The 20,445-nt window shown below is 36.6% G+C and carries 13 protein-coding genes; 6 read left to right on the forward strand and 7 right to left on the reverse strand.

From position 1 onward, the window contains the following. Positions 1-137 precede the first annotated feature (137 nt). A complete protein-coding gene (locus B176_RS0100325; protein ID WP_017256779.1) occupies positions 138-758 on the reverse strand; it encodes an outer membrane beta-barrel protein in 621 nt (206 codons plus the stop codon). A 476-nt stretch (positions 759-1,234) separates the two neighbouring features. Here B176_RS0100325 and dnaG point away from each other — a divergent pair, with 476 nt between their 5' ends. Both dnaG and B176_RS0100335 read left to right on the forward strand, forming a co-directional pair. Next, positions 1,235-3,151, forward strand: coding sequence for a DNA primase (gene dnaG, locus B176_RS0100330; RefSeq protein ID WP_017256780.1), 1,917 nt, complete (start codon positions 1,235-1,237; stop codon positions 3,149-3,151). Further along, positions 3,151-3,516, forward strand: a complete 366-nt coding sequence (locus B176_RS0100335; RefSeq protein ID WP_017256781.1) for a YraN family protein — start codon at positions 3,151-3,153, stop codon at positions 3,514-3,516. Before dnaG ends, B176_RS0100335 begins: the two co-directional genes overlap by 1 nt. A gap of 176 nt (positions 3,517-3,692) precedes the next feature. Here B176_RS0100335 and B176_RS0100340 read toward each other — a convergent pair whose 3' ends face one another. Continuing rightward, complete coding sequence (locus tag B176_RS0100340) at positions 3,693-5,030, reverse strand: D-alanyl-D-alanine carboxypeptidase/D-alanyl-D-alanine-endopeptidase (protein WP_017256782.1); 1,338 nt, start codon at positions 5,028-5,030, stop codon at positions 3,693-3,695. A 66-nt stretch (positions 5,031-5,096) separates the two neighbouring features. Between B176_RS0100340 and B176_RS0100345 the strand changes: the two genes are divergently transcribed. Then, positions 5,097-6,338 (forward strand): aspartyl protease family protein, encoded by a 1,242-nt coding sequence (locus tag B176_RS0100345; RefSeq protein ID WP_083852662.1) that lies wholly within the window; start codon positions 5,097-5,099, stop codon positions 6,336-6,338. 198 nt (positions 6,339-6,536) lie between these two features. Here the strand turns inward: B176_RS0100345 and B176_RS0100355 are convergent, their stop codons facing one another. From B176_RS0100355 to B176_RS0100375, 5 genes are all read right to left on the reverse strand, one after another. Beyond that, positions 6,537-7,253, reverse strand: coding sequence for an SGNH/GDSL hydrolase family protein (locus B176_RS0100355; protein WP_017256785.1), 717 nt, complete (start codon positions 7,251-7,253; stop codon positions 6,537-6,539). A 114-nt stretch (positions 7,254-7,367) separates the two neighbouring features. Beyond that, positions 7,368-9,686 (reverse strand): glycoside hydrolase family 3 N-terminal domain-containing protein, encoded by a 2,319-nt coding sequence (locus B176_RS0100360; protein ID WP_017256786.1) that lies wholly within the window; start codon positions 9,684-9,686, stop codon positions 7,368-7,370. Positions 9,687-9,737: 51 nt separating this feature from the next. Continuing rightward, complete coding sequence (locus B176_RS0100365; protein ID WP_026063059.1) at positions 9,738-11,225, reverse strand: family 16 glycosylhydrolase; 1,488 nt, start codon at positions 11,223-11,225, stop codon at positions 9,738-9,740. A gap of 117 nt (positions 11,226-11,342) precedes the next feature. Next, entirely contained in the window at positions 11,343-13,025 is a 1,683-nt protein-coding gene (locus B176_RS0100370) for a RagB/SusD family nutrient uptake outer membrane protein (protein WP_017256788.1), read from the reverse strand. 20 nt (positions 13,026-13,045) lie between these two features. After that, positions 13,046-16,081, reverse strand: coding sequence for a SusC/RagA family TonB-linked outer membrane protein (locus B176_RS0100375; protein ID WP_017256789.1), 3,036 nt, complete (start codon positions 16,079-16,081; stop codon positions 13,046-13,048). 333 nt (positions 16,082-16,414) lie between these two features. Between B176_RS0100375 and B176_RS0100385 the strand changes: the two genes are divergently transcribed. From B176_RS0100385 to B176_RS0100395, 3 genes are read left to right on the forward strand one after another with little or no spacing between them, the layout of a single operon-like run. Continuing rightward, positions 16,415-19,315 carry a triple tyrosine motif-containing protein gene (locus tag B176_RS0100385; protein WP_017256791.1) on the forward strand — a complete coding sequence of 967 codons (2,901 nt, stop codon included), beginning with the start codon at positions 16,415-16,417 and terminating at the stop codon, positions 19,313-19,315. A gap of 58 nt (positions 19,316-19,373) precedes the next feature. After that, positions 19,374-20,042, forward strand: a complete 669-nt coding sequence (locus tag B176_RS0100390) for an energy transducer TonB (RefSeq protein ID WP_017256792.1) — start codon at positions 19,374-19,376, stop codon at positions 20,040-20,042. A gap of 14 nt (positions 20,043-20,056) precedes the next feature. Next, positions 20,057-20,443, forward strand: a complete 387-nt coding sequence (locus B176_RS0100395; protein ID WP_154647845.1) for a hypothetical protein — start codon at positions 20,057-20,059, stop codon at positions 20,441-20,443. Positions 20,444-20,445: the final 2 nt, after the last annotated feature.

Below are 20,445 nucleotides of genomic sequence, written 5' to 3' on the forward strand. Positions count from 1 at the left end.
GCAAGGGAAGTTTTTTTGTTCGGTGACCTCCCACTCCTCCTATGGTCGGTGTTATCATCGAATCATAAATAAAGAACAAAGAAAGCGCCTGCAGTTCATCTGCAGGCGCTTTAAATATCAATAATGTTGTTGTTTAATTAAAACTTGTATGCTAAACCGAATGTAGCAGCATTAAGGATGTTGTTAATTCCGCCAACCTGTACACCGTAGCTAGTAGTAGCTTTAGCACCGCTAACATCAACTTTAGAACTTCCAACATTAATTAGGTTTGTTAAGCCTACGTTAAGTGCAAGTCTTTCTGTTACAAAGTAGTTTACACCCACGCCTAAGTTGAAATCGATTGTATTAGTCTTTGGACCTGTAGTACCTCCAACTTCTGTTTTGGATGTAGAATAACCTAAACCAGCTTCAGTATAAGTTTTAAAACGCTTACCTAATTCTAAGAAATAGTAACGTCCAAAAACACCAAAACCAAGACCGCTAGTTTTTGTAGTTGTTCCACCTGTGCTGTAATTTTCTGTTTTGTCAGAAGCAATATTTAATGCAACACCAACAGCAACCTTGTCTGATAAGAAAAAGCCAGCTTTTGGAGAAAAATTGAACTCATTTGTTTTTACTTCTGCGTTTTTGTTGTCACTAGAATTAAAGCCAACGTTTCCTTCTACAAGGATATCACCTTTTTTAAATCCAAATTCTTGAGCATTTGCAGAGAATGACAATCCTGCAATTACAGTCAGGGCAATAAATAATCTTTTCATAATGTTAAGTTTTTAGTAAAAATTTTCGCGGCAAACATATGATTAGCTTAGTAGTATATAGGTCATAAAATTGTCATTAAGCTTAAGTGAAGCCATATCCGGATGGTAATTAGCTACTTATAATTTGTATTTTTTTAATTTCCTACGATAAAAAAGTATAAATAAACTACCATTTCTTGTTCTCATATTTAAATATGTTTTGTTAAAGTTGGTGTTGTCACCGCACCATCAGTGAGCGCTAATTATTATTCAATCAATGAGTTTACACTAGATTAGTTATAGAGTGACAACACCGACCACGAGAGACAGAGGAAATAATTTTAAACTTCCGAAATCTCGCGTTAACGATAGTAGCGGATACCGGCCTGTGGCTAATGCTTTGTGCAGTATGAGCGGATAGCGTGTTTAAACGCCCATAAAAATGCGCATTCAATTTAATTGCTAAGACCCTTTATTTTCTGCAATTTTGTTCTCCCGTGATAAAAAAGGAAACCATTGATAAGATTTTAGAAACTGCTTTAATAGAGGAAGTAGTTGGTGATTTTGTACATCTAAAAAAACGGGGATCCAGTTTAACTGGGTTATGCCCTTTTCATAATGAGAAATCACCGTCGTTTCATGTTTCTCCGGCCAAAGGGATTTTTAAGTGTTTCGGTTGTGGAAAAGGAGGAGATTCTGTCCATTTTATCATGGAGCATGAGAAATATTCGTACCCGGAAGCTTTAAAATACGTTGCCAATAAATACAATATTGAGGTTGAAGAAACCGAAGTAACGCCAGAATTTAAACAAGCTCAAGATCGTAGGGAGAGTTTATACATTGTTTCTAACTATGCGGCTTCGTTTTTTGAGGACCGGATGTGGAACAGTGAGGATGGAAAAACCATTGGCTTAGGTTATTTTAAAGAGCGTGGTTTTAGAGACGATATCATCAAAAAATTTCAGCTGGGTTATTCGCCGGATGATTGGAGTGCTTTGTTAGATGGAGCGGTAAAAGACGGTTACCAGCAAGAATTTTTAGAGGAAGTTGGCTTGGTGATTAAGAACGACCAAGGTAGGGTTTACGACCGTTTCCGTGGCCGGGTAATGTTTCCAATTCACAGTTTTACAGGGCGGATAATTGGTTTTGGCGGTAGAACTTTAAAAACGGATAAAGCCGTTCCAAAATATGTTAACTCGCCAGAAAGTGTGATTTACCATAAGTCTAATGTGCTTTACGGCTTGTTTCAAGCTAAAAAAGCAATTCGGGATTTAGACAATTGCTATTTGGTAGAAGGTTATGCCGATGTTCTTTCGGTACAACAAGCAGGTGTTGAAAATGTAGTTTCATCATCTGGGACTTCACTTACTACCGAGCAGATTAGGTTGATCGGTCGATTTACAAAAAGTGTAACCATTTTGTACGATGGAGATGCAGCCGGTATCAAGGCTTCTTTACGTGGTTTAGATATGATTTTGGAGGAAGGCTTAGACGTTAGGGTTGTCTCTTTTCCAGATGGGCATGACCCAGATTCGTACATTCAAAAGCTAGGAGCTGCAGCTTTTAAAACGCATATTGATAAGAATAAAAAGGATTTCATTTTTTATAAAACAGAGATTCTTTTAAAAGATGCCGAAAATGACCCGATAAAAAAAGCCGGCGTAATTAGGGAAGTGGTAGAAAGCATTGCAAAAATTCCTGATGCCATTAAAGCTTCGGTGTTTTTAAGGGAGTGTAGCACCTTGCTGCAAATGGAAGAACGCATTTTAATTTCTGAATTGAATAAAATGCGTTTGAGCAAAATCAAAAAGGAAACACCAAGACCGCATTTTGACGATAGTCCGCCACCAGACGTGGAGGCGATGATGTATGAGACGCCTGTAGCAAGCGATGAATACCAAGAACGTGACATGTTGCGGGTGTTATTGATGTATGGCGATAGAATGGCAAATTGGGACGATACCACCGACACCTACATTGGGCCTTATATTGTTTTACACTTAGACGATGTGGTTTTTAGCAATGCGCTTTATGCAAAGGTGGTGAAATACTATAAAGAGGAGTTAGAGCAAGGACGTTTGCCAAAGGAAAAGGATTTTATTCAGCACCAAGACAGGGAAATCTCGTCATTGGCGGTTTCATTAATTTCCACGCCTTATATCTTGAGCGAAAACTGGTATAATATGCATAATATCACGGTACCAGATGAAACTGAAAAACTACATGGAACTGTTATGGGCGCTATTTTTCATCTGAAGAAAAAGAAAATAGGAAGCATTATTGCTGCCAAGCAAGAAGCTATAAAAGCAGAGAAAGACCAAGATAATGTGATGATTTTAATGAAGGAATATTTAGACCTAAAGGAGGTTGAGAAATATATTTCTAATTATCTGGGCTCTGTAATTATCAAATAATGGCTCGCCATAATGACGACGGCAACCACGCCGAACAGCTCGCTAAAGAATTTCTGGAAACCAAAGGCTATCAAACTTTAGAAGAAAACTGGAGGTTTAGTCGGGCAGAAGTTGACCTGATTGTTACTAAAGAAAATACGATTGTTTTTATAGAGGTAAAAGCCAGGTCTGGAACTGGTTTTGGTTTGCCCGAGGATTTTGTAGATGCTAAAAAGCAAAAGCTACTTTCTAATGCCGCTAATGAATATGTTTTTGCGAAAAACCACCAAGGCGAGATTAGGTTTGATGTAATTGCAGTGCTGTTTAAAAAAGGTTTTGAGCGTTATGAGATCAAACATATTGAAGATGCTTTTTGGAATTACTAAGGTGGTTGCTTTAACACAGAGGAAACTGATTTTTTTATAACGATGAGTTGTTTTTAACCACGGAGGGTTGGGGGTGTTGTTTAAAGAATGTTTTGGGCTTTAATAATATTTTGAACGGAAAAGGGTTTTCAGTATCTATTACAACCTTGTGTTTTAACGGACCTCCAACTATTAAATCAATAATTATCGTGAATAAAAGTCAAAATCCGTTCTACTTCTGCTTTTACGGCTTGAGGAGTAGAAACGTAATGGTTATTCATAAAAGAGAACAGGTATTTTTTGCCCGATGCACCAATCAAATAACCACTTAGGTTATAGTTATTAGACATTGTTCCGGTTTTGGCAAATACGAAAGGTTTATCAGTAGAAACGAACATATTTTTTAACGTTCCAGAGTTTCCACCAGCAGGGAATAGGCTAAACAGGCGGTTCTCATTTCCAACTTTATCATAAATTTTTTGCAAAACGGTGGTAAGATCCCTTGGAGTAATTAGGTTTTGGCGAGACAGCCCCGAACCATCTAACCATTGTATTTTATCAGGCAGTTGTGCAAATAGGTTTTTGTTGGCAACGGAAATCACACTATCTGTACGCATAACTAAATGATTAGCAGCAGCGCAGTTTAACAATATTTCCTCTGCTATAAAATTATCGCTTTGTTGTAGCATTTGTTTATAAAGGCTGTCGGCTTTTACTCCGTAAATAGTTTTGGCATTGATGGGTACTTTTCTCCAAGGCAGTGTTTCTACTTGTTTAAGTACCAGCCCAGTTGCTAGCAACGTGTCAGACAATAGGTTAGTAATCGTTGATTTGTCTACTCGTAAGGGGATAGTCTGTTTAAAATCAGGGCTAAACTTTGCAGGGACAGTTAGGTTGTTGTTGTCTAAATCTCTTTTTACAGTTTTCAAGTTCTGAGAAACCGAAATATCACCGAGATACATAGAAGCCAGATCAGGATAGTATGCCAACTTACCAGAACCGTTATTGTTGATGTTTATCACGTTTCCATACATCGGAAAAGCAGAAAGTTCTGTTTGGTAATAGTCGTTATAGTCATCCCAGCCCCAACCTTTTCCAAATTTTTCTCCTTTGTACCTGCCATTAATTAGGTAAACGTTTTTACCAGAGTTTTTAATAAAATCGAAAGCCTGGTGGTTTTTAAAAGCGGGGTGTAAAAAGGAAGCATCTGCCATTGGCCAAATAAACAAGGAATCTTTACGGATTGCATATTCTATAGACGGTACAGAATCCCCCAGCATGTTTAAAGCCGTATAAAAAGTCAATAGTTTTGTGTTTGATGCGGGGATAAAATATTTAGCAGAATTTTTTTGGAACAGCACTTTTTCAGTGCCAATTTCTTTAAGCAAAAAACCTACGTGATGTTGGTTTAAAACCGCTGAATTATTAACCAAATCGGCAATGTTCTGATAAGCTACAGGTTTAACTTTTTGTACCGCACAAGATGCAAGAAAGAATAATGATGTGATGATGTTGGCAATAAAAATTCTTTTCATAATAATAATTAGCAAAGCTAAATTAGTAAATTGTATGTTAATAAGCCTTCAAAATAATATGGCATAATGTTTTGGAAACTAAAATATAGGCGAATATTTATAGTGCTGTTTGGCATTTCTGCATTTACTATGCCAGTTTTAGCGCAGGATGGTTTTACGTTTGAAGGCAAAAGAACGCAGGAGGTTTTAGCATTCAAAAAAAGCAGAGGACTTGTTGTTTTGCCGATTTATATAAACGAAAAAGGTCCGTTTAATTTTATTTTAGATACCGGCGTAGGTTCTTTGATTATTACGGATAGCAAACTTAAAGATTCTTTAAAACTAAAACATTTACGTGAGATAGCGGTTGATGGTTTTGGAGAAAACGGAAAGTTAATAGGCTATAGTACTCCTTTTCTTACGTTAAAGGTTGGGAATGCGGTTTATAAAGGGGCATCTGGTATTATTTTAACCCATGATGTTTTTGGTCTTTCGAGCTATTTAGGCATGCCGATTCATGGTTTAATTGGATACGATTTTTTCAATAGTTTTATTGTGAAGATTAATTACGAGACCAACCTCCTAAAAGTATTTACTAAAGAGAAAGCAAGTCTATTTAAAGACGGAATAAAGATTCCGTTTTTAATTACAGATAAAAAACCATTTATAGGAGCTACAGTAGAAACCGACCAAGGGAAAAAGCTTTTGTTACGTCTTTTGATTGATACAGGTAACGGTAGCCCATTAATGTTAGAATCGTTTGAAAATAAGCAGTTCCAGTTGCCAAATAATTTTGTACAGGCAAATCTAGGCGTTGGGCTTAGTGGTAATATTAGAGGAGTTAAAGGAAGGATAAAAAAGCTGACTATTGCTAAATTCGATGTTTTCGATTTACCTACTTCGTTTCCTTATTTTGAAGACGTTGGTGCTAAGGTAAATCCTAATATCCGTAACGGAAGTATCGGAAATCCGTTATTGTCCAGATTTAGTGTAGTGTTTGATTACCAAAAGCGTTATGTTTTTTTTAAGCCCCTAAGCACTTTATCTAAGCCGTTTGAGTGTGACAAGAGTGGAATGGAACTAATTGCTACGGGTGAAAACTTTGATCATTACATCGTGAGCCGGGTTGAGCCACAATCGGCAGCTGCGGAATTTGGGATTTTAGCTGGCGACGAAATCTCGACTATTAATTTTAAAAAAGTTGCTACGCTATCGATGGAAGAGATTATAAAACTATTTAGTTCTAACGTCAGGCGGACGCTTTATTTAGAAATTTCTCGCGGAGGTGAACAGATTGTTGGGGTTTTAGAGCTGAAGGAAAGAATATAAATAGCGCACCGTTTTGGTGAGTCGGTGCGCTGAATTTTATTTTAAGGTTTGCAATTGCAATTTCAAAATCGCGGTGTTCTTTTTTTTGGTAAATGGCATTCTCAAATTTGTGATCTCTAAGTATTGATAGTTTTTATAATCGACAAGTCTTAAATAATTACTAAGGTATTTTACCCCTACAAACATTTGATTTTTTAACTAAGGGAAAGCAAGAAATGAGACTTGTAATTCTCCTAACTTTTTATAACCCAAAATATTCATGTGTATTGGATCCTGATAGTACAATGATTTGTTATAGATGTTATAACCACCTAAGGAAAACTGATCGAGAATAGGTATCCCATGAAGTGCGCAAACTTGTTTTTGCACTTTAACGTATTGATTCATTCCTTTTTCATAAAATGGATCATACGCACCCCTGTCGTTGAAAGCCTTACTTGAGGTAAAAAAGTAAATGATAGCTTTTGGGTTTATCGCATAGATTTTTTTGATGCAATAGTTGATTCCTCCTGCTTGGGTTGTTAGTTTTTCTTCGTCGTAACTATCAAATTCAGTATAATCAGTGTAGGAGCCAATGGTTCTTTGGTTTGTGTAATCATTTGTGGAAGCCCAAAGAATGTAAATATCGAAAACGCCCGCTTCATTAACCTGTTGTTGGAGAGATTTCCCTTGTAAGGAAGAAAAGCCTGCTCCACCAACTCCATAATTGGTAACGCTCATTCCCAAGTATTCTTTCCACATGCTTTTTGCACCATCACTTGGAGGTATTACAGAAACAGAACCTCCAAATACAGCAACAGATTTCCCATAATTTAAGGACTTAATAAGATTCTGCGACTCAATGTTGTTTTGAGAAAATGCACTAGTGGTAAATAGAAGAGCTATGGAAATCAGATAGACTATACTTCTTTTCATGATGTAAATTTTTTAGAAACGATTAATGGTATATTATAAAGTTAAACATCATTAATAATTCGATTTATTTATTTTCTAAATTTTCAAAAAAAAAAGAAATTTAGGTCTTAATCTTTACTTGATGTTGAATTTCGCTTTAAGGTTGGCTATTGTGATTTCGAAATCGCCGGGCTCTACCACGGTTTTGTTGTCTGCATTTACAAATGAAAAAGCTGTTTTATTTAGTTTAAAACTGATTGTTTTTGATTCGCCGGATTTCAAACTTATTTTTTCAAAACCCTTTAATCTTTTTACGTCGGGCGTGATACTGGCGTAAAGATCAGATAAATATAAATCAACCACTTCTTTGCCTTCGCGGTTACCCGTGTTTTTAACGTCAACAGTTACGGTTAATTCATCATTTGCTAAGATGCTGTTTGCGCTTAACTTTAGGTTACTGTATGCAAACGAGGTATAACTTAAACCAAAGCCAAACTCGTATTGTGGGTTATAATCTGCATCGTAATTATAAACGCCTTCCACAACACTTCTGCTTTCGGATGGTTTGTGGTTATAATTAACCAAAGAGTTGGGGAATTTAGGATAGTTGAAAGGCAATTTACCCGATGGGTTTTCATCTCCAAATAAAACGCTTGCCAAAGCATCACCTCCAAAATTACCTGGCAAATAAGTCATGATAATACCTTGCATGGAAGGCTCGAATTTACTGATGATGCGAGGGCGACCTTCATTTAAAACTAAAATTACTGGTTTGCCAGTTGCGGCTAACTTTTTAGCGTATTCCGTTTGTAAATCAGATAAGTACAAATCACTTAAATTTCCTGGCGTTTCTGTATAGGTATTTTCGCCTAAGCAAAGTACAATTGCATCCACATCTTTTGCTGCGGCAATTGCTTCATCCATTTTATCGGCGTATTCTTCAAAATACTTTCCGTCCATTTTATAGCTAACACCAGGAATAAAACTGACGTTTTCTGCACCTACTTTATTTTGGATTGCTTCCGTAATGGTGTTGTATTTTGACGCAAAATCTTCCACTTTTTCTCCCTGCCAGGAGTAGCTCCAACCACCGTTTAAAGTACGCATCGAGTTTGCATTTGGGCCCGTTACTAATAGTTTTGCTGTTTTTTTAAGCGGTAAAATATTATCATTGTTTTTTAACAGCGTAATAGATTCTACCGCAGTTTGGTACGCAGCATTTTCAAATTCTTTACTACCAAATTTTGGATAATCTTTATAATTGGTAACTGGTTTTTCAAATAAATTTAGCTGATATTTTAATGTTAGAATACGCGTAACAGCTTCATCAATCCTACTTTGTTTTACTTTCCCTTCCTTTACCAAAGCAATTAAATCATCACAAAAAGGCTCGTATTGGTAAGCAATCATAGACATATCAATGCCAGCGTTGATCGCCATCATCACGGCTTCTTTATTGTTTTTTGCAACGCGGTCGCGGGTATGTAAGTTTTCTATATCGCCCCAATCGGTTACAACCAAGCCTTTAAAGCCCAGTTCTTTGCGGAGTAAATTGGTCAGTATTTCATAATTAGCGTGTACAGGAACTCCGTTGATCAAACCCGAATTAATCATAATGGTATGTGCACCAGCATCTATTGCAGCTTTAAAAGGTGGTAAATGATAATCGCGTAAAGCTTGGTCTGAGATATATGCAGGTGTTCTATCTTTACCAGAAACCGCTACTTGGTATCCTATAAAATGTTTTAGGCATGAAGCGACATGGAAAGGTGAGGATATGTCGTTTTTGTCTCCTTCATATCCTTTTACTACCGCTTTGCCAATTTCTGAGGTCAGAAAAGGATCTTCGCCATAAGTTTCCCAAATACGCGGAAAACGAGGATCGGGACCTAAATCTAAAACTGGTGAAAAATTCCAAGGAATTCCACTTGCTCGGGTTTCATAAGCAGTTATTTCTGCACCTTTCTTAATCAGATTTAAGTTTCTGCTAGCAGCCTGCCCAATTTGCTGGGGAAAAAACGTAGCTCCAGCAGTATAAGTTGTACCATGGATGGCGTCAATCCCATAAATTACTGGGATATTTAACCTGCCTTTACCAAATTTTTGAATGCCCGAAATGATTGTATACCACTGTTCTGGAGTTCTGGCTCTGTTGTTTGCAGTGTTTAGTATAGAGCCTACTTTGTATTTGTTGAATACATCGTCCATTATTTTTGGATCAAGCTCTACCGGTTCAAAACTGCTAAAGCGGTCTTTGCCTTTTGTAATTACATCTAATGTAACTTGCGCCATTTGCCCTACTTTTTCCTCGAGGGTCATTTTAGAAAGTAAGGACTGGACTTGTTGATTGATTTTTGTTTGCTGGTTTACCGCTTGTGCTTTGCATGGATGTTGAATAAAACCAAGAAGAAGCAAAGTGAATCCGTAAGTTAAAAAGTGATAAGGATTTTTCATAATTAGGATGTGAGTGGTACTGAATGGGAAAATAATGGATTTTAAAACTGCCTATTTATATACTCTAACATAATCGACTTCAAGCGTAGCTCCGGTTACATTAGGGTCTACTGCGCCAGAAAAGTTGCCCCCCATGGCTAGATTGATTAGGAGAAAGAAATTATGGTTAAAAGGGAGTTTTGCTGAGTTAACCAAAGTGTGTATTAGCTGGTTGTCTACGTATAAATCTATGGATGTTGGAGACCATTCTGCTTTGTAAATGTGGAATTGCGTGGCATCCCCAATTTTTTTGGTTTTACCATCGGCATTAATTCCCGAGTGGTTTGGATAATGAAAAGTTCCGTAAATGTTATTTTGGTCTCTCCCTAAATGTTCCATAATATCAATTTCTCCACAGGCTGGCCAAGGAGTAGTATCAATATTACTACCTAACATCCAGATTGCAGGCCAGGTGCCAACACCAGTTGGCATTTTTGCTCGTACTTCTATAGTACCGTAGGTGAAATCAAATTTTCCTTTAGATTTTAACCTCGACGAGGTATAAGGTTTCCCTTTATAATCTTCTTTTTTTGCCGTTATTTTTAAAACACCATTTTCAACCTTTACATTCTCTGGTCTGTTGGTGTAATATTGTAATTCTTGATTGCCCCAGCCATCCGCTCCGGTTCCAATATCATAATTCCATTTACTGTGGTCTGGAGTTCCGTTAACATTAAACTCATCGGCCCATATTAGCTTTTTTGTTTTCTGTTTTTGGAGTTTTATCCGGTCAAATAAAAGTTCGGGCTCATTGGTGGTGATAAAATCAAAATTGTGTTTTAGTAACCAATCCATTTCAGTACTATCATTAACTGTCCAGGCGTTTAAAGTAATTTTATTTTCTTTTGCACTGTTCAGCCATTCCGGATGATTTTTAAAAACGGTATAGTAATAATCTACTCCAGAAATGCCATCATTTTTTAATTCTTCGGGAGATTTGTTTGCTTCTAAGTATTGGGTAAATGCTTGTGAATCTAAACGATGAATTTCTTTAAGAATATCGTAGTCAAAACTTATGTAGCAAACCTTACTCTGTGCTTTAAGTTCTTTTACCAGTTCCACCACTTTTCTTGCTACTATAATTCCTCTTTCTTTACTGATATCCGATGGCTTAATTTCGCACACCAGTTGCGTATGGTCGTTATTTTTTATCCCAGCTAAAAGATATTCTCTAAGGGTTGGAAGCTTTTCGCCATTGCTTAGTTTAAATGCTTCGAGTGCTTGATAAGTACTTTTCTCTACCAAGAGTTTATTATAATGAGGATCGTGATTAATCACTAAAGAATCATCAGAAGTCATTCTTACATCAAACTCAGAACCTCTACAATTAATGCGGATGGCTTCTCTCAAGGAGGCAATAGAATTTTCGGGGAAATTTTTTGCCTTCCAAGCGCCACGATGAGCAACTACAGCGTTATCAGCAAAACCATTTTTCTTTTTTAGAACACTGCATGATGATATGAGTAAAATTGTACTGAATAATAGTAATGATAGACGCATAATGGAAGTTTTTAGTAGCATTCTTATGGAGAAAGAACCTATCTCCGTTATTCATTAAAAGCAAGAGCACCAAAGTTTTGTGTAAAAACTCCAGAAGCTCTTGCTTTAGATTGAGAATTAATTATTATAACCTGTGTTCTGAGGATAATTTGGACCTAATAAACTGATTTCGTTTAACGGAATAGCCCAATTTACCATGTATGGTTTCATGGTTCTTCTGGCATCAGATTTATAGGGTAGTGGTTTTGCAACGGTATTGTCTGCACCGCCAGCGGTTGAATTATCAACACTTAAATCGCCAGCCTTTCCATAACCAGCATGGTTAACAACGTAATCATACAGTTTGCCTGTTCTTTTTAGCATATACCAACGGCGGCCTTCAAAAGCTAATTCTCTGGCTTGTTCATCTAAAATAGTTTCTATAGTGATGGTGCTTACTTTTGCAGCACCAGCTCTACTTCTAACAGCATTTATTTGTCCTAATGCAGTTTTTGAGTTTGGCGCATCAGCTACGGTACCAATATTGCCCAACATTAAATTTGCTTCTGAGGCATATAGATAAGTTTCCGCTAATCTGGCCATCATGATGTTTTTCGTCTGTGTATCTTCTGTTGGAATTCCACCATCTGGAAAATACTTTTTACAACCTGCATTTAAACGTATAAAAAAGGCGTTTCTGTCGGACACTGCCGTAGCAAACTCTTTCCAAGTGGGGTGAACAATTTTTTGTCCTAAAGTAGCACTCGCAGGGATAGTTGCAGGGTCGTTGTAAACGTAATCTTGAATGTAGTACGAACCTTTAATACGGGTATCGTTAGGGTCGGCGTTTAGCAAATCTCTCAAATAGTTATTAAGCGTTAACCATCCGAAACCCCGTCCGCCTTGTTCTACAGTATATTTTGAACCTGGAATTAATTCTGCATAGTTAGGCATTAGGTTAAAGTTGACTTTGTTGGGTTTACCGTTAACCTGAGCTTTAAACTGCAATGCCCATAGGGTTTCGGTATTATTTAAATCTCCCTTAAAAACAAGCGCAGGGGTGCTTACTAGTTTATACGTTCCATTGTCTATTACGGCTTCTGCCTGTAGTTTTGCCTCTGGCCAATCTTTTTGCCAAAGTGCAACCTCAGCTTTTAAGTGCCTAGCTGCAGCCTGATTTATTCTGCCCGCTACATCAGTCCATGATAAATTTGTAATGGCATAAGTCAAATCATCTTTAATCAATTTATAGATATCAGCTTCCGGCGTTTTATCAGTAATAATCTTACTGGCGTTTTCTGGCGTAGTTGGTTCTGTGGTTACATAAATATTGTTAAACAATTTGTATAAAGTAAAAACAGAATTTGCCCTAAAAAACTTTGCCTGTGCAATCATCTTCGTTTTCTGGGCATCGTCCATGCCGGTAATGGTTTCCGCAGATTTGATGATGGCGTTTGAACGATCTATAATTCTGTAGTACGTTTTCCAATAATCACTATAAACACTACTATTTAACGGTGTGGTTCCCTGTGTCATCCTGCCATAGTTAGAGATTTCTCCACCACGAGGAATGGTTAAATCATCTTTAGCATCAATTACAATTGGATTAGAACCATTGTTGCTTAAATTTTCCCAAAAGGCTCTCTGAAAATTGTACAGACCTACCACGCCAGATTCAAGACCTTCTGGGGTATTGTAAACGTAATAAGCTGTAAATTGAGAACTTGGGTGTTCGGTTAAATAATCTTTACAAGAACCAAACACCAGCATGATCGCTAAAGTGGATGCCAATCCTATTTTAAAATTTATATTCTTTTTCATGTTATCGAGTTTAGGGCTTTTTACAAACCTATGTTTAAACCAAAAGTGAATGATTTTGTATCTGGAAAATCGTTTGGATTATTTTCTGGACTGTATGATTTATAATCTGTTACGGTAAACAAATTGTTTGCAGTTGCATATAATTTCAGATTATTGATTTTAACCTTACTCAAAAGTGAGGTAGGGATATTATATGCTAAAGAAAGTGTTCTTAATCTTACGTAAGAGGCATCCGTAACAGCCAAAACAGTTACATTTTGAGGGGCAGAGCTGTAATTGGGACGAGGAAAGGTATTAGAAGGATTTTCTGGTGTCCAATAATCAACTTTAATTCCGTTTCTTACAGATTGTAGCGTTCCTCCCTCGTTAAAGCTACCTAAATAAGGGTTATACTTTGTAACATCCTGAACCATATATAAATCAGCCAAAAGCTCAAATCGCTTGTATTGGAAATTAGTAGACAAAGATCCAAACCATCTTGGTTGTGTACCTATGATAGCTCTGTCGTTAATATCGATTACACCATTGCCGTCGAGATCTTTTAACTTAATGGCACCAGCTGTTAAAGTAGAAACATTTTGGAAAGGCGCTACAGTTCCGCCTAAAGTTCCTTGTCCTGATGCTAATGCGTCCGCATCTGTTTGGAAAATCCCATCAAAAACATAAGACTGCAAAACATCAATAGGCTTACCTACAAATCGGTTACGGGCTAAATCGTCTTTTACGGCACCGTCTAAACCAACGATACCAGTTTTAATAATCTTGTTGGTGTTATGGGTAAAGGTTGGGCTAATGCTCCAAGTAAACTTGTCATTTCTGATAATGGTTCCGGTTAAGCCAATTTCAATACCACTGTTTTCTGATTCTCCGCCGTTGGTAATGGTATTGGTAAAGCCCGAGTTACCTCCTAAAGAAATATCGGTTAGTAGATCTGTGGTAGATGTTTTATAATAATCAACACTACCTGTGATTTTGCTGTTGAATAAACCAAAATCCAGACCTACGTTAAAGGTTGTAGAAGTTTCCCAGGTTAGGTTTGGGTTATATAAAAGGTTTCCTGGTAAATTTCCGGTAACCAAGCCGCCATTAAAAATATAGGAATAATTATCAACCACTCCTAAAGTAGTGTAAGGGTCTAAAGACTGGTTTCCTACCGAACCATAACTCGCCCTAAGTTTTAATTGATCTATAGCTTTTACATTTTGTAAAAACGACTCTCTATGAATTTGCCAAGCAACGGAAGCCGCTGGGAAAAAACCCCACTTGTTGTTTTCTGCAAAAACGGAAGCTCCGTCTCTACGGGCCGTTAATGTTAACAGGTATTTATCTTTAAGATTGTACCTCGCTCTACCTAATAAAGAAGATAACCTATATTGTTGCTCATCTCTGGTAGTTTTAAAGTTTAAAGCATTAGAAATCCCATCGTAGCCTAAAACATCATTTCCAAACCCAGTACCTAAAGTGGTGGTTTTTGAGCTGTTTCTTTGGTTTATAGATTGCACAAAGGTGAAATCAAGTTTGTTGTCTTTATTTAAGTCAAGTTTGTAGTCTAAAATGTTTTCAACAAGGTATTCCTCTTTTAAAATCCCGCTTACAGTTGCAGAACCGTCTGGTGTAACACCCGCAGAATGAAGTTTTGATAAATAAGAGCCCTGATCTACATACCTTCTGCTTAATAAAGTGTTGATTTTATAGGATAGGTTTTTTGTAATATCATACTTACCCACTAGGTTAAGATTTACAAAATTCGTTTTGTTCTCTGCGTCTGATTCTCTAATGTTCCACAGTGGATTAATAGAGCTACTACTTGCATTAGCGCCCGCTAAGTTTTTTACCAAAACACCGTTTTGATCGTAAGGGCCGGTAAAAGGAGAAATAGTGATAAAATCAAGGTTTGCACTTTCTACACCTTGTTTGTCTGATGCTAAATTAAGATTGGTGCTAACACTTATTTTTTTACTTATTTTTTGGTCTACATTAATCCTAAAAGATGCTCGCTTATAATCAGCATCTGGCACCAAGCCTTTCTGCGTGTAATAGTTGGCACTACTGTAAACCTTTGTATTGTCGTTTCCACCGTTTATACTAACTGTATTGCTATTGGTTAAGCCGGTACGTAGCACAAGGTCTTCCCAGTTTGCATAATTACCTGCGGCAAAATTGATATACTCTGGTGCGCTGGCACTTCCTCCAAAATTGATGATATCAGCACTGTAAGCTTGCTCTCCATTAACAACAGGGTTTGTTGAGCGAACAGCCTCTCTTCTAAGCTGTGCAAACTCCTCTGCGCTGTATAGATCAAAGTTTTTGGTTAGCTTTTGTGAAGTTAAATAGGTGTCGAAATTAACAGCGTACTTGCCAGATTTTCCTTTTTTTGAAGTAATTAAAATTACACCGTTAGATGCTCTTGAACCATAAATCGCCTGTGAGGCTGCATCTTTTAGAATTTCAATGGAAGCGATATCGTCAGGACTTACATCGTTGATGTTATCAATCGGGAAACCATCTAAAACAATTAAAGGATCATTACCTCCGCGGATTGAATTTTTTCCTCTAATTAAGATGTTAGAGCTTCCACCAGGCCTGGCCGAACCCAAGGTAACCTGTACACCAGATGCTTGACCACGAATCATCTCAGCAATATTGGTTGTTGGAATAGATTTAGCTTTTTCCATGCTTACTGTAGCTACAGAACCACTAATGTCGCTCCGCTTTTGAGTACCATAACCCACTACAACAATTTCTTTAAGGTTAGCTAAATCGTTCTCCATCACAATTTTTAAAGGAGAAGAGTTTTCGATTTTTATTTCCTGAGTAATAAAACCCAAATAGGAGAATATCAGTATGTCGCCTTTGTTGGGCACATTAATACTAAAAGCACCGTTCATGTTCGTTTGCGACTGCATTGCGGCACCCTTAATCTTAATGCTTACGCCCGGAAGCGACTCTCCATTACTGGTGTTTACCGTTCCGGTAACGCTAATACTCTGGGCACTGACGGTTGCCACCAGTCCAAAGTAAATAAGGAGAAATAATGTGTAAAAATTTCTTTTCATAATTTTTGATTAAAATTGGTTTATATCAATAAGGGAAAAGCTAGCGCATTTCTTTAGCTATTGACTTATACAAAATTAAAGCACCCCGTTGTTTAAAACGCAAAAGGCACTACTATATAAACGCTACAAAGCAAGTAAATCACTAAATTGCCACTACAACGGGTACTACATTTTTACTACACAATTATTTTTTATGGCTTTAGAGTGTAAGTGAGCAACGTTATTGATTTTGTCTTTTTCTGAATCGGCCACAACGCTATATTTTAACATTGTAGTAATAGACTTTTTATAAATTTACAAATCACCATTTATAAACCTCAATTAATAAACTTAATGAAGAAAATATACCTTGCTTTTTCAATGTTATTCTTTTTTATTGAGCTAAAAGCACAGATAGGAATTCCTCAGATTAATAACTATAGCAGCCAGCTTTATAAAGGAGGAACCCAAAATTGGGAAATTGCCCAAGATAAAAATGGCATCATGTATTTCGCCAATAACGAAGGACTGCTGTCTTACAATGGCAAATTTTGGAAATTATATCCGCTTCCGCACAAAACAGTGGTGCGTTCGGTAAAGGTAGATGATAGCGGTAGAATTTATGTGGGCGGACAAGATGAGATTGGGTATTTTTTTCCGAATAAGGAAGGTTTGTTATGTTACCATTCGTTAAAAGAATTGATACCCGTTAAGGATAGGCTTTTTGCAGATATATGGGATATTGTTATCAACAAGCAAAGCGTTTTTTTTAGAACAGTTTCAAAAATTTTTCAGCTTAACGAGGGCATTTTCAAAATCTATGAAGCGCAGGGCGTTTGGCAGTATTTAGGCGTGGTTAATCAACAGGTAATTGCACAAGATACTTCAAAAGGATTACTGACCTATAAAAACGGTATTTGGGATATTATTTCTAATAAACCCGACTTTAAAATTGCGACGATAACATCTGTTTTAAATTATGATAAGGATACGCTACTCATAAGCACATTAAAAAATGGGCAGTATTTATTGTCTGGAGAAAATCTTACGAAAAAGACAGATAAGTCTCAATCCCTTTTTATTAAGAACAGAATTTATGATGCGATTAAGGTAAACGCAGACTTGTTCGCATTTGCTACAAATTCGGCAGGGTGTTATATCGTAGATAAACGGGGGAATATTGTTCAAAGCTTTGCTTACCGAGAAGGACTTCAGAAGAACAATATTAGAAGTGTTTTTTTAGATAGAAACCAAAATTTATGGCTTGGATTGGATGATGGGATTGATTTTGTTGCCTTTAATAATGCCATAAAATACATTTACCCAGATTTGGCAAAACAAACCAGCAGTTACGCTACGCGGATACTTGATGGTAATTTATACGTAGGTACCTCAAACGGCTTATACGCAACAAAAATAGAAACCGAATTTAATGATATAAGCTACTCGCACAGTCCTTTTGTTGAAATAGGCAATACACAAGGGCAAGTTTGGAATTTAAACATTATCAACAAAAAGCTATTGGTTGCCCATGAAGAAGGGAGTTTTATTGTTAACAACAATACGGCAGAACAGCTTTTTCGTTATCCCGGAACTTGGATGTTTGAAGCACTTTCGCCTTATTTTCCAGCTAAAGAAATTATTGCCGGAACCTACAACGGCCTACATCACATCAGTTTTGAGAATAATCGGTTTATCGATAAAGGCGATATAAAACGTTTCGATGAATCCATGCGATTCATTTTGTATGATCATAATAGCAATATCGTTTGGGGATCACATCCTTACCGTGGCGTTTACAGGTTTAAGCTTTCACTTGATAAAAGTAAAATTGAAAAAACTTGGCTTTACACAAACAGTAATGGATTGCCTTCTTCGCTTAATAACTATGTTGCCAGAATCAAAAACCGAATTGTAGTAGCAACAGAAAAAGGTATTTATGAGTTTGATGAGACAAGCCATAAATTTTCTCCTTCTAAAATGTTAACGCCAATTTTAGGAACAAATGTTTACCAGTATTTGAACGAGGATGAAGACGGAAATATCTGGTTTGTAACCAATAAAAAAATAGGTGTGGTAGATTTTCATAGGGCAAACGGAGCCCGAAATTTCACCGTCGTTTATTTTCCAGAACTTAATTCCAAAGTGGTACCCGGTTTTGAGAACATTTATCCATACAATAAAGAAAATGTTTTTATAGGTTCAAATACAGGTTTAATACACATCAACTATCTAAAATACCTAAAAAACATTAAGCCCTTAAACGTAATTTTAACACAGGTTAAAACCATAGGTGCAAAAGATAGCGCCATTTTTGAAGGCTACTTTTTAAATGGTGATGAAATAGTCAATAAGCAGGATAAAAAGTTTATACCTATACTTCCGTTTGAAAGTAATTCGCTCCATTTCGAATACTCATCCACACTTTACGAACAATTAAACAGCATAGAGTTTAGCTACCAGCTTGAAAATTTCGATAAAAATTGGTCAGACTGGGGAAGCAAAAGTGAAAAAGATTATACCAATTTACCGGCGGGCACTTACACCTTTGTGGTAAAATCAAGAAATAATTTGGGTAACGAGTCTAACGCGGTACATTATTCTTTTACCATTCTTCCGCCATGGTACCAAACCTGGTGGTTTTACTTATGCTGTTTAGGCTTGGTGTGCGTTTTGATTTATTTATTAATTCAGCGACAAAAAAGAAAGCACTTAAAGGAGCAGGAATATTTAAAAAAAGCCTACCAGTTAGAGATTGAGCATAGCGAAAAGGAAATTGTAAAGTTGCAGAACGAGAAGCTCGAAAATGAGGTGAATTTTAAGAACAAGGAATTAGCTACATCTACCATGCACTTAATGCAACGTGGTAAATTATTAGCAAAAATCAAGGAAGAGCTTATACCGATTGTAAAAACAGAGAACTTGGAAGACAGTCCCGAAGAGTTTAAGCGGATATTGAGTTTAATTAACGATTCTGAAAGAGCCGACGCAGACTGGGACAGTTTTGCAATACACTTTGACCATGTCCATTCTAACTTTTTAACTAAGTTAAAGGAAAAATCGCCCAGCTTAAGTGGTAACGACTTAAAGTTATGCGCATACCTAAAAATGAATTTGAGCTCTAAAGAGATTGCACAATTAATGAGTGTGAGCAATAAAGCGGTAGAAGTAAGTCGTTATAGACTTCGGAAGAAACTGGGCGTATCTTCCGATACCAATCTATTTGATTATTTGATTGAACTTACTGGCAGTTAACATTCGCAAAAACCTAAATCGATACCAATAAGTTTGTAATTCAATCGTTTATAAGGTTATGCTTTTATCATTTTTAGAATCGTTCTTAATCATCGTTTTATGTTTGTTTTCGAACGTAGAAAAGCCAGTTTTTAACAATGGCAACCAAAACTTAGAACAGTTTCTAGATGCAAATATGGTTTATCCGTGGTATGCAAAACAAAACTGTATTCAAGGAACTATAAAGGTAGCTTTTCAGCTAAATAGCAAGGGAGAACTCGCGAACGCTAAAGTTGTAAACGGTTTGGGTATTGATTTAGATGATGAAGCATTAAGGTTGGTGAGTTTGACTAGCGGTAAGTGGAAAACTCCAAAAGGTTATCAAAAAAACACAGAAATTATTGTACCTGTTAAATTTGCGCTTAAAAACTATAATTGCGAAAACCTGTCAAAACAGATTATTGAAAAAGCAATTACGGTATACCAAATTCGCCAAGGTTTAGAAGATGTAGTTACCAGCTACTATCAAAATAAAATCATTGGTAAAGAAAATAGCAAGAACGAACAAGAAATATTACGGCTAAAAGCAGATTTGGGTTTTGATGAAGAACTTGTTGCGGAGAAACTTGGTGAAGCGAAAGAAATGTTAAAACAAGGTGATCAAAAAGGGGCTTGCAAGGTGTTGAACTTTATCAAAAACATAGGCTTTTCTAATGCGGATGATCTGATTGCAACAAACTGTAAATAAATTATATTAGCAGCATGAAATGGACACTTCGTTTTTTTGGATTTCTAGACTTAATGTCTTTTTTCTTCATGTTTGACCAAGGTATATTGCAACTAACTTCTTTGCTTACCGCCGAATCGTTTACAATTAACGAGGTTTTTTCGAGATTTCTGTTTGTTTTAGTTTGGGTGAGTTTACCTGTAAGTGCAGTGTTTTTGGCAATTCCTAAAAAGGCAGGAATAATTGTTTACTACTGCCAAATTATTCCTCGGTTTATCTTTATTGTTTTCTCCTTCGGCTTTGTATCGCTCCTAAGCTATATTATTAAAGTGCCCAACTTGGAAAATATTTTAATGCCGATTATAATTTTCGGAGAGATGTTACGAGTTTACCGTAGCTATCAATTACAGGGTCAGTTTTAAAA

The sequence above is a fragment of the Pedobacter arcticus A12 genome, assembly GCF_000302595.1.
Taxonomy (GTDB): domain Bacteria; phylum Bacteroidota; class Bacteroidia; order Sphingobacteriales; family Sphingobacteriaceae; genus Pseudopedobacter; species Pseudopedobacter arcticus.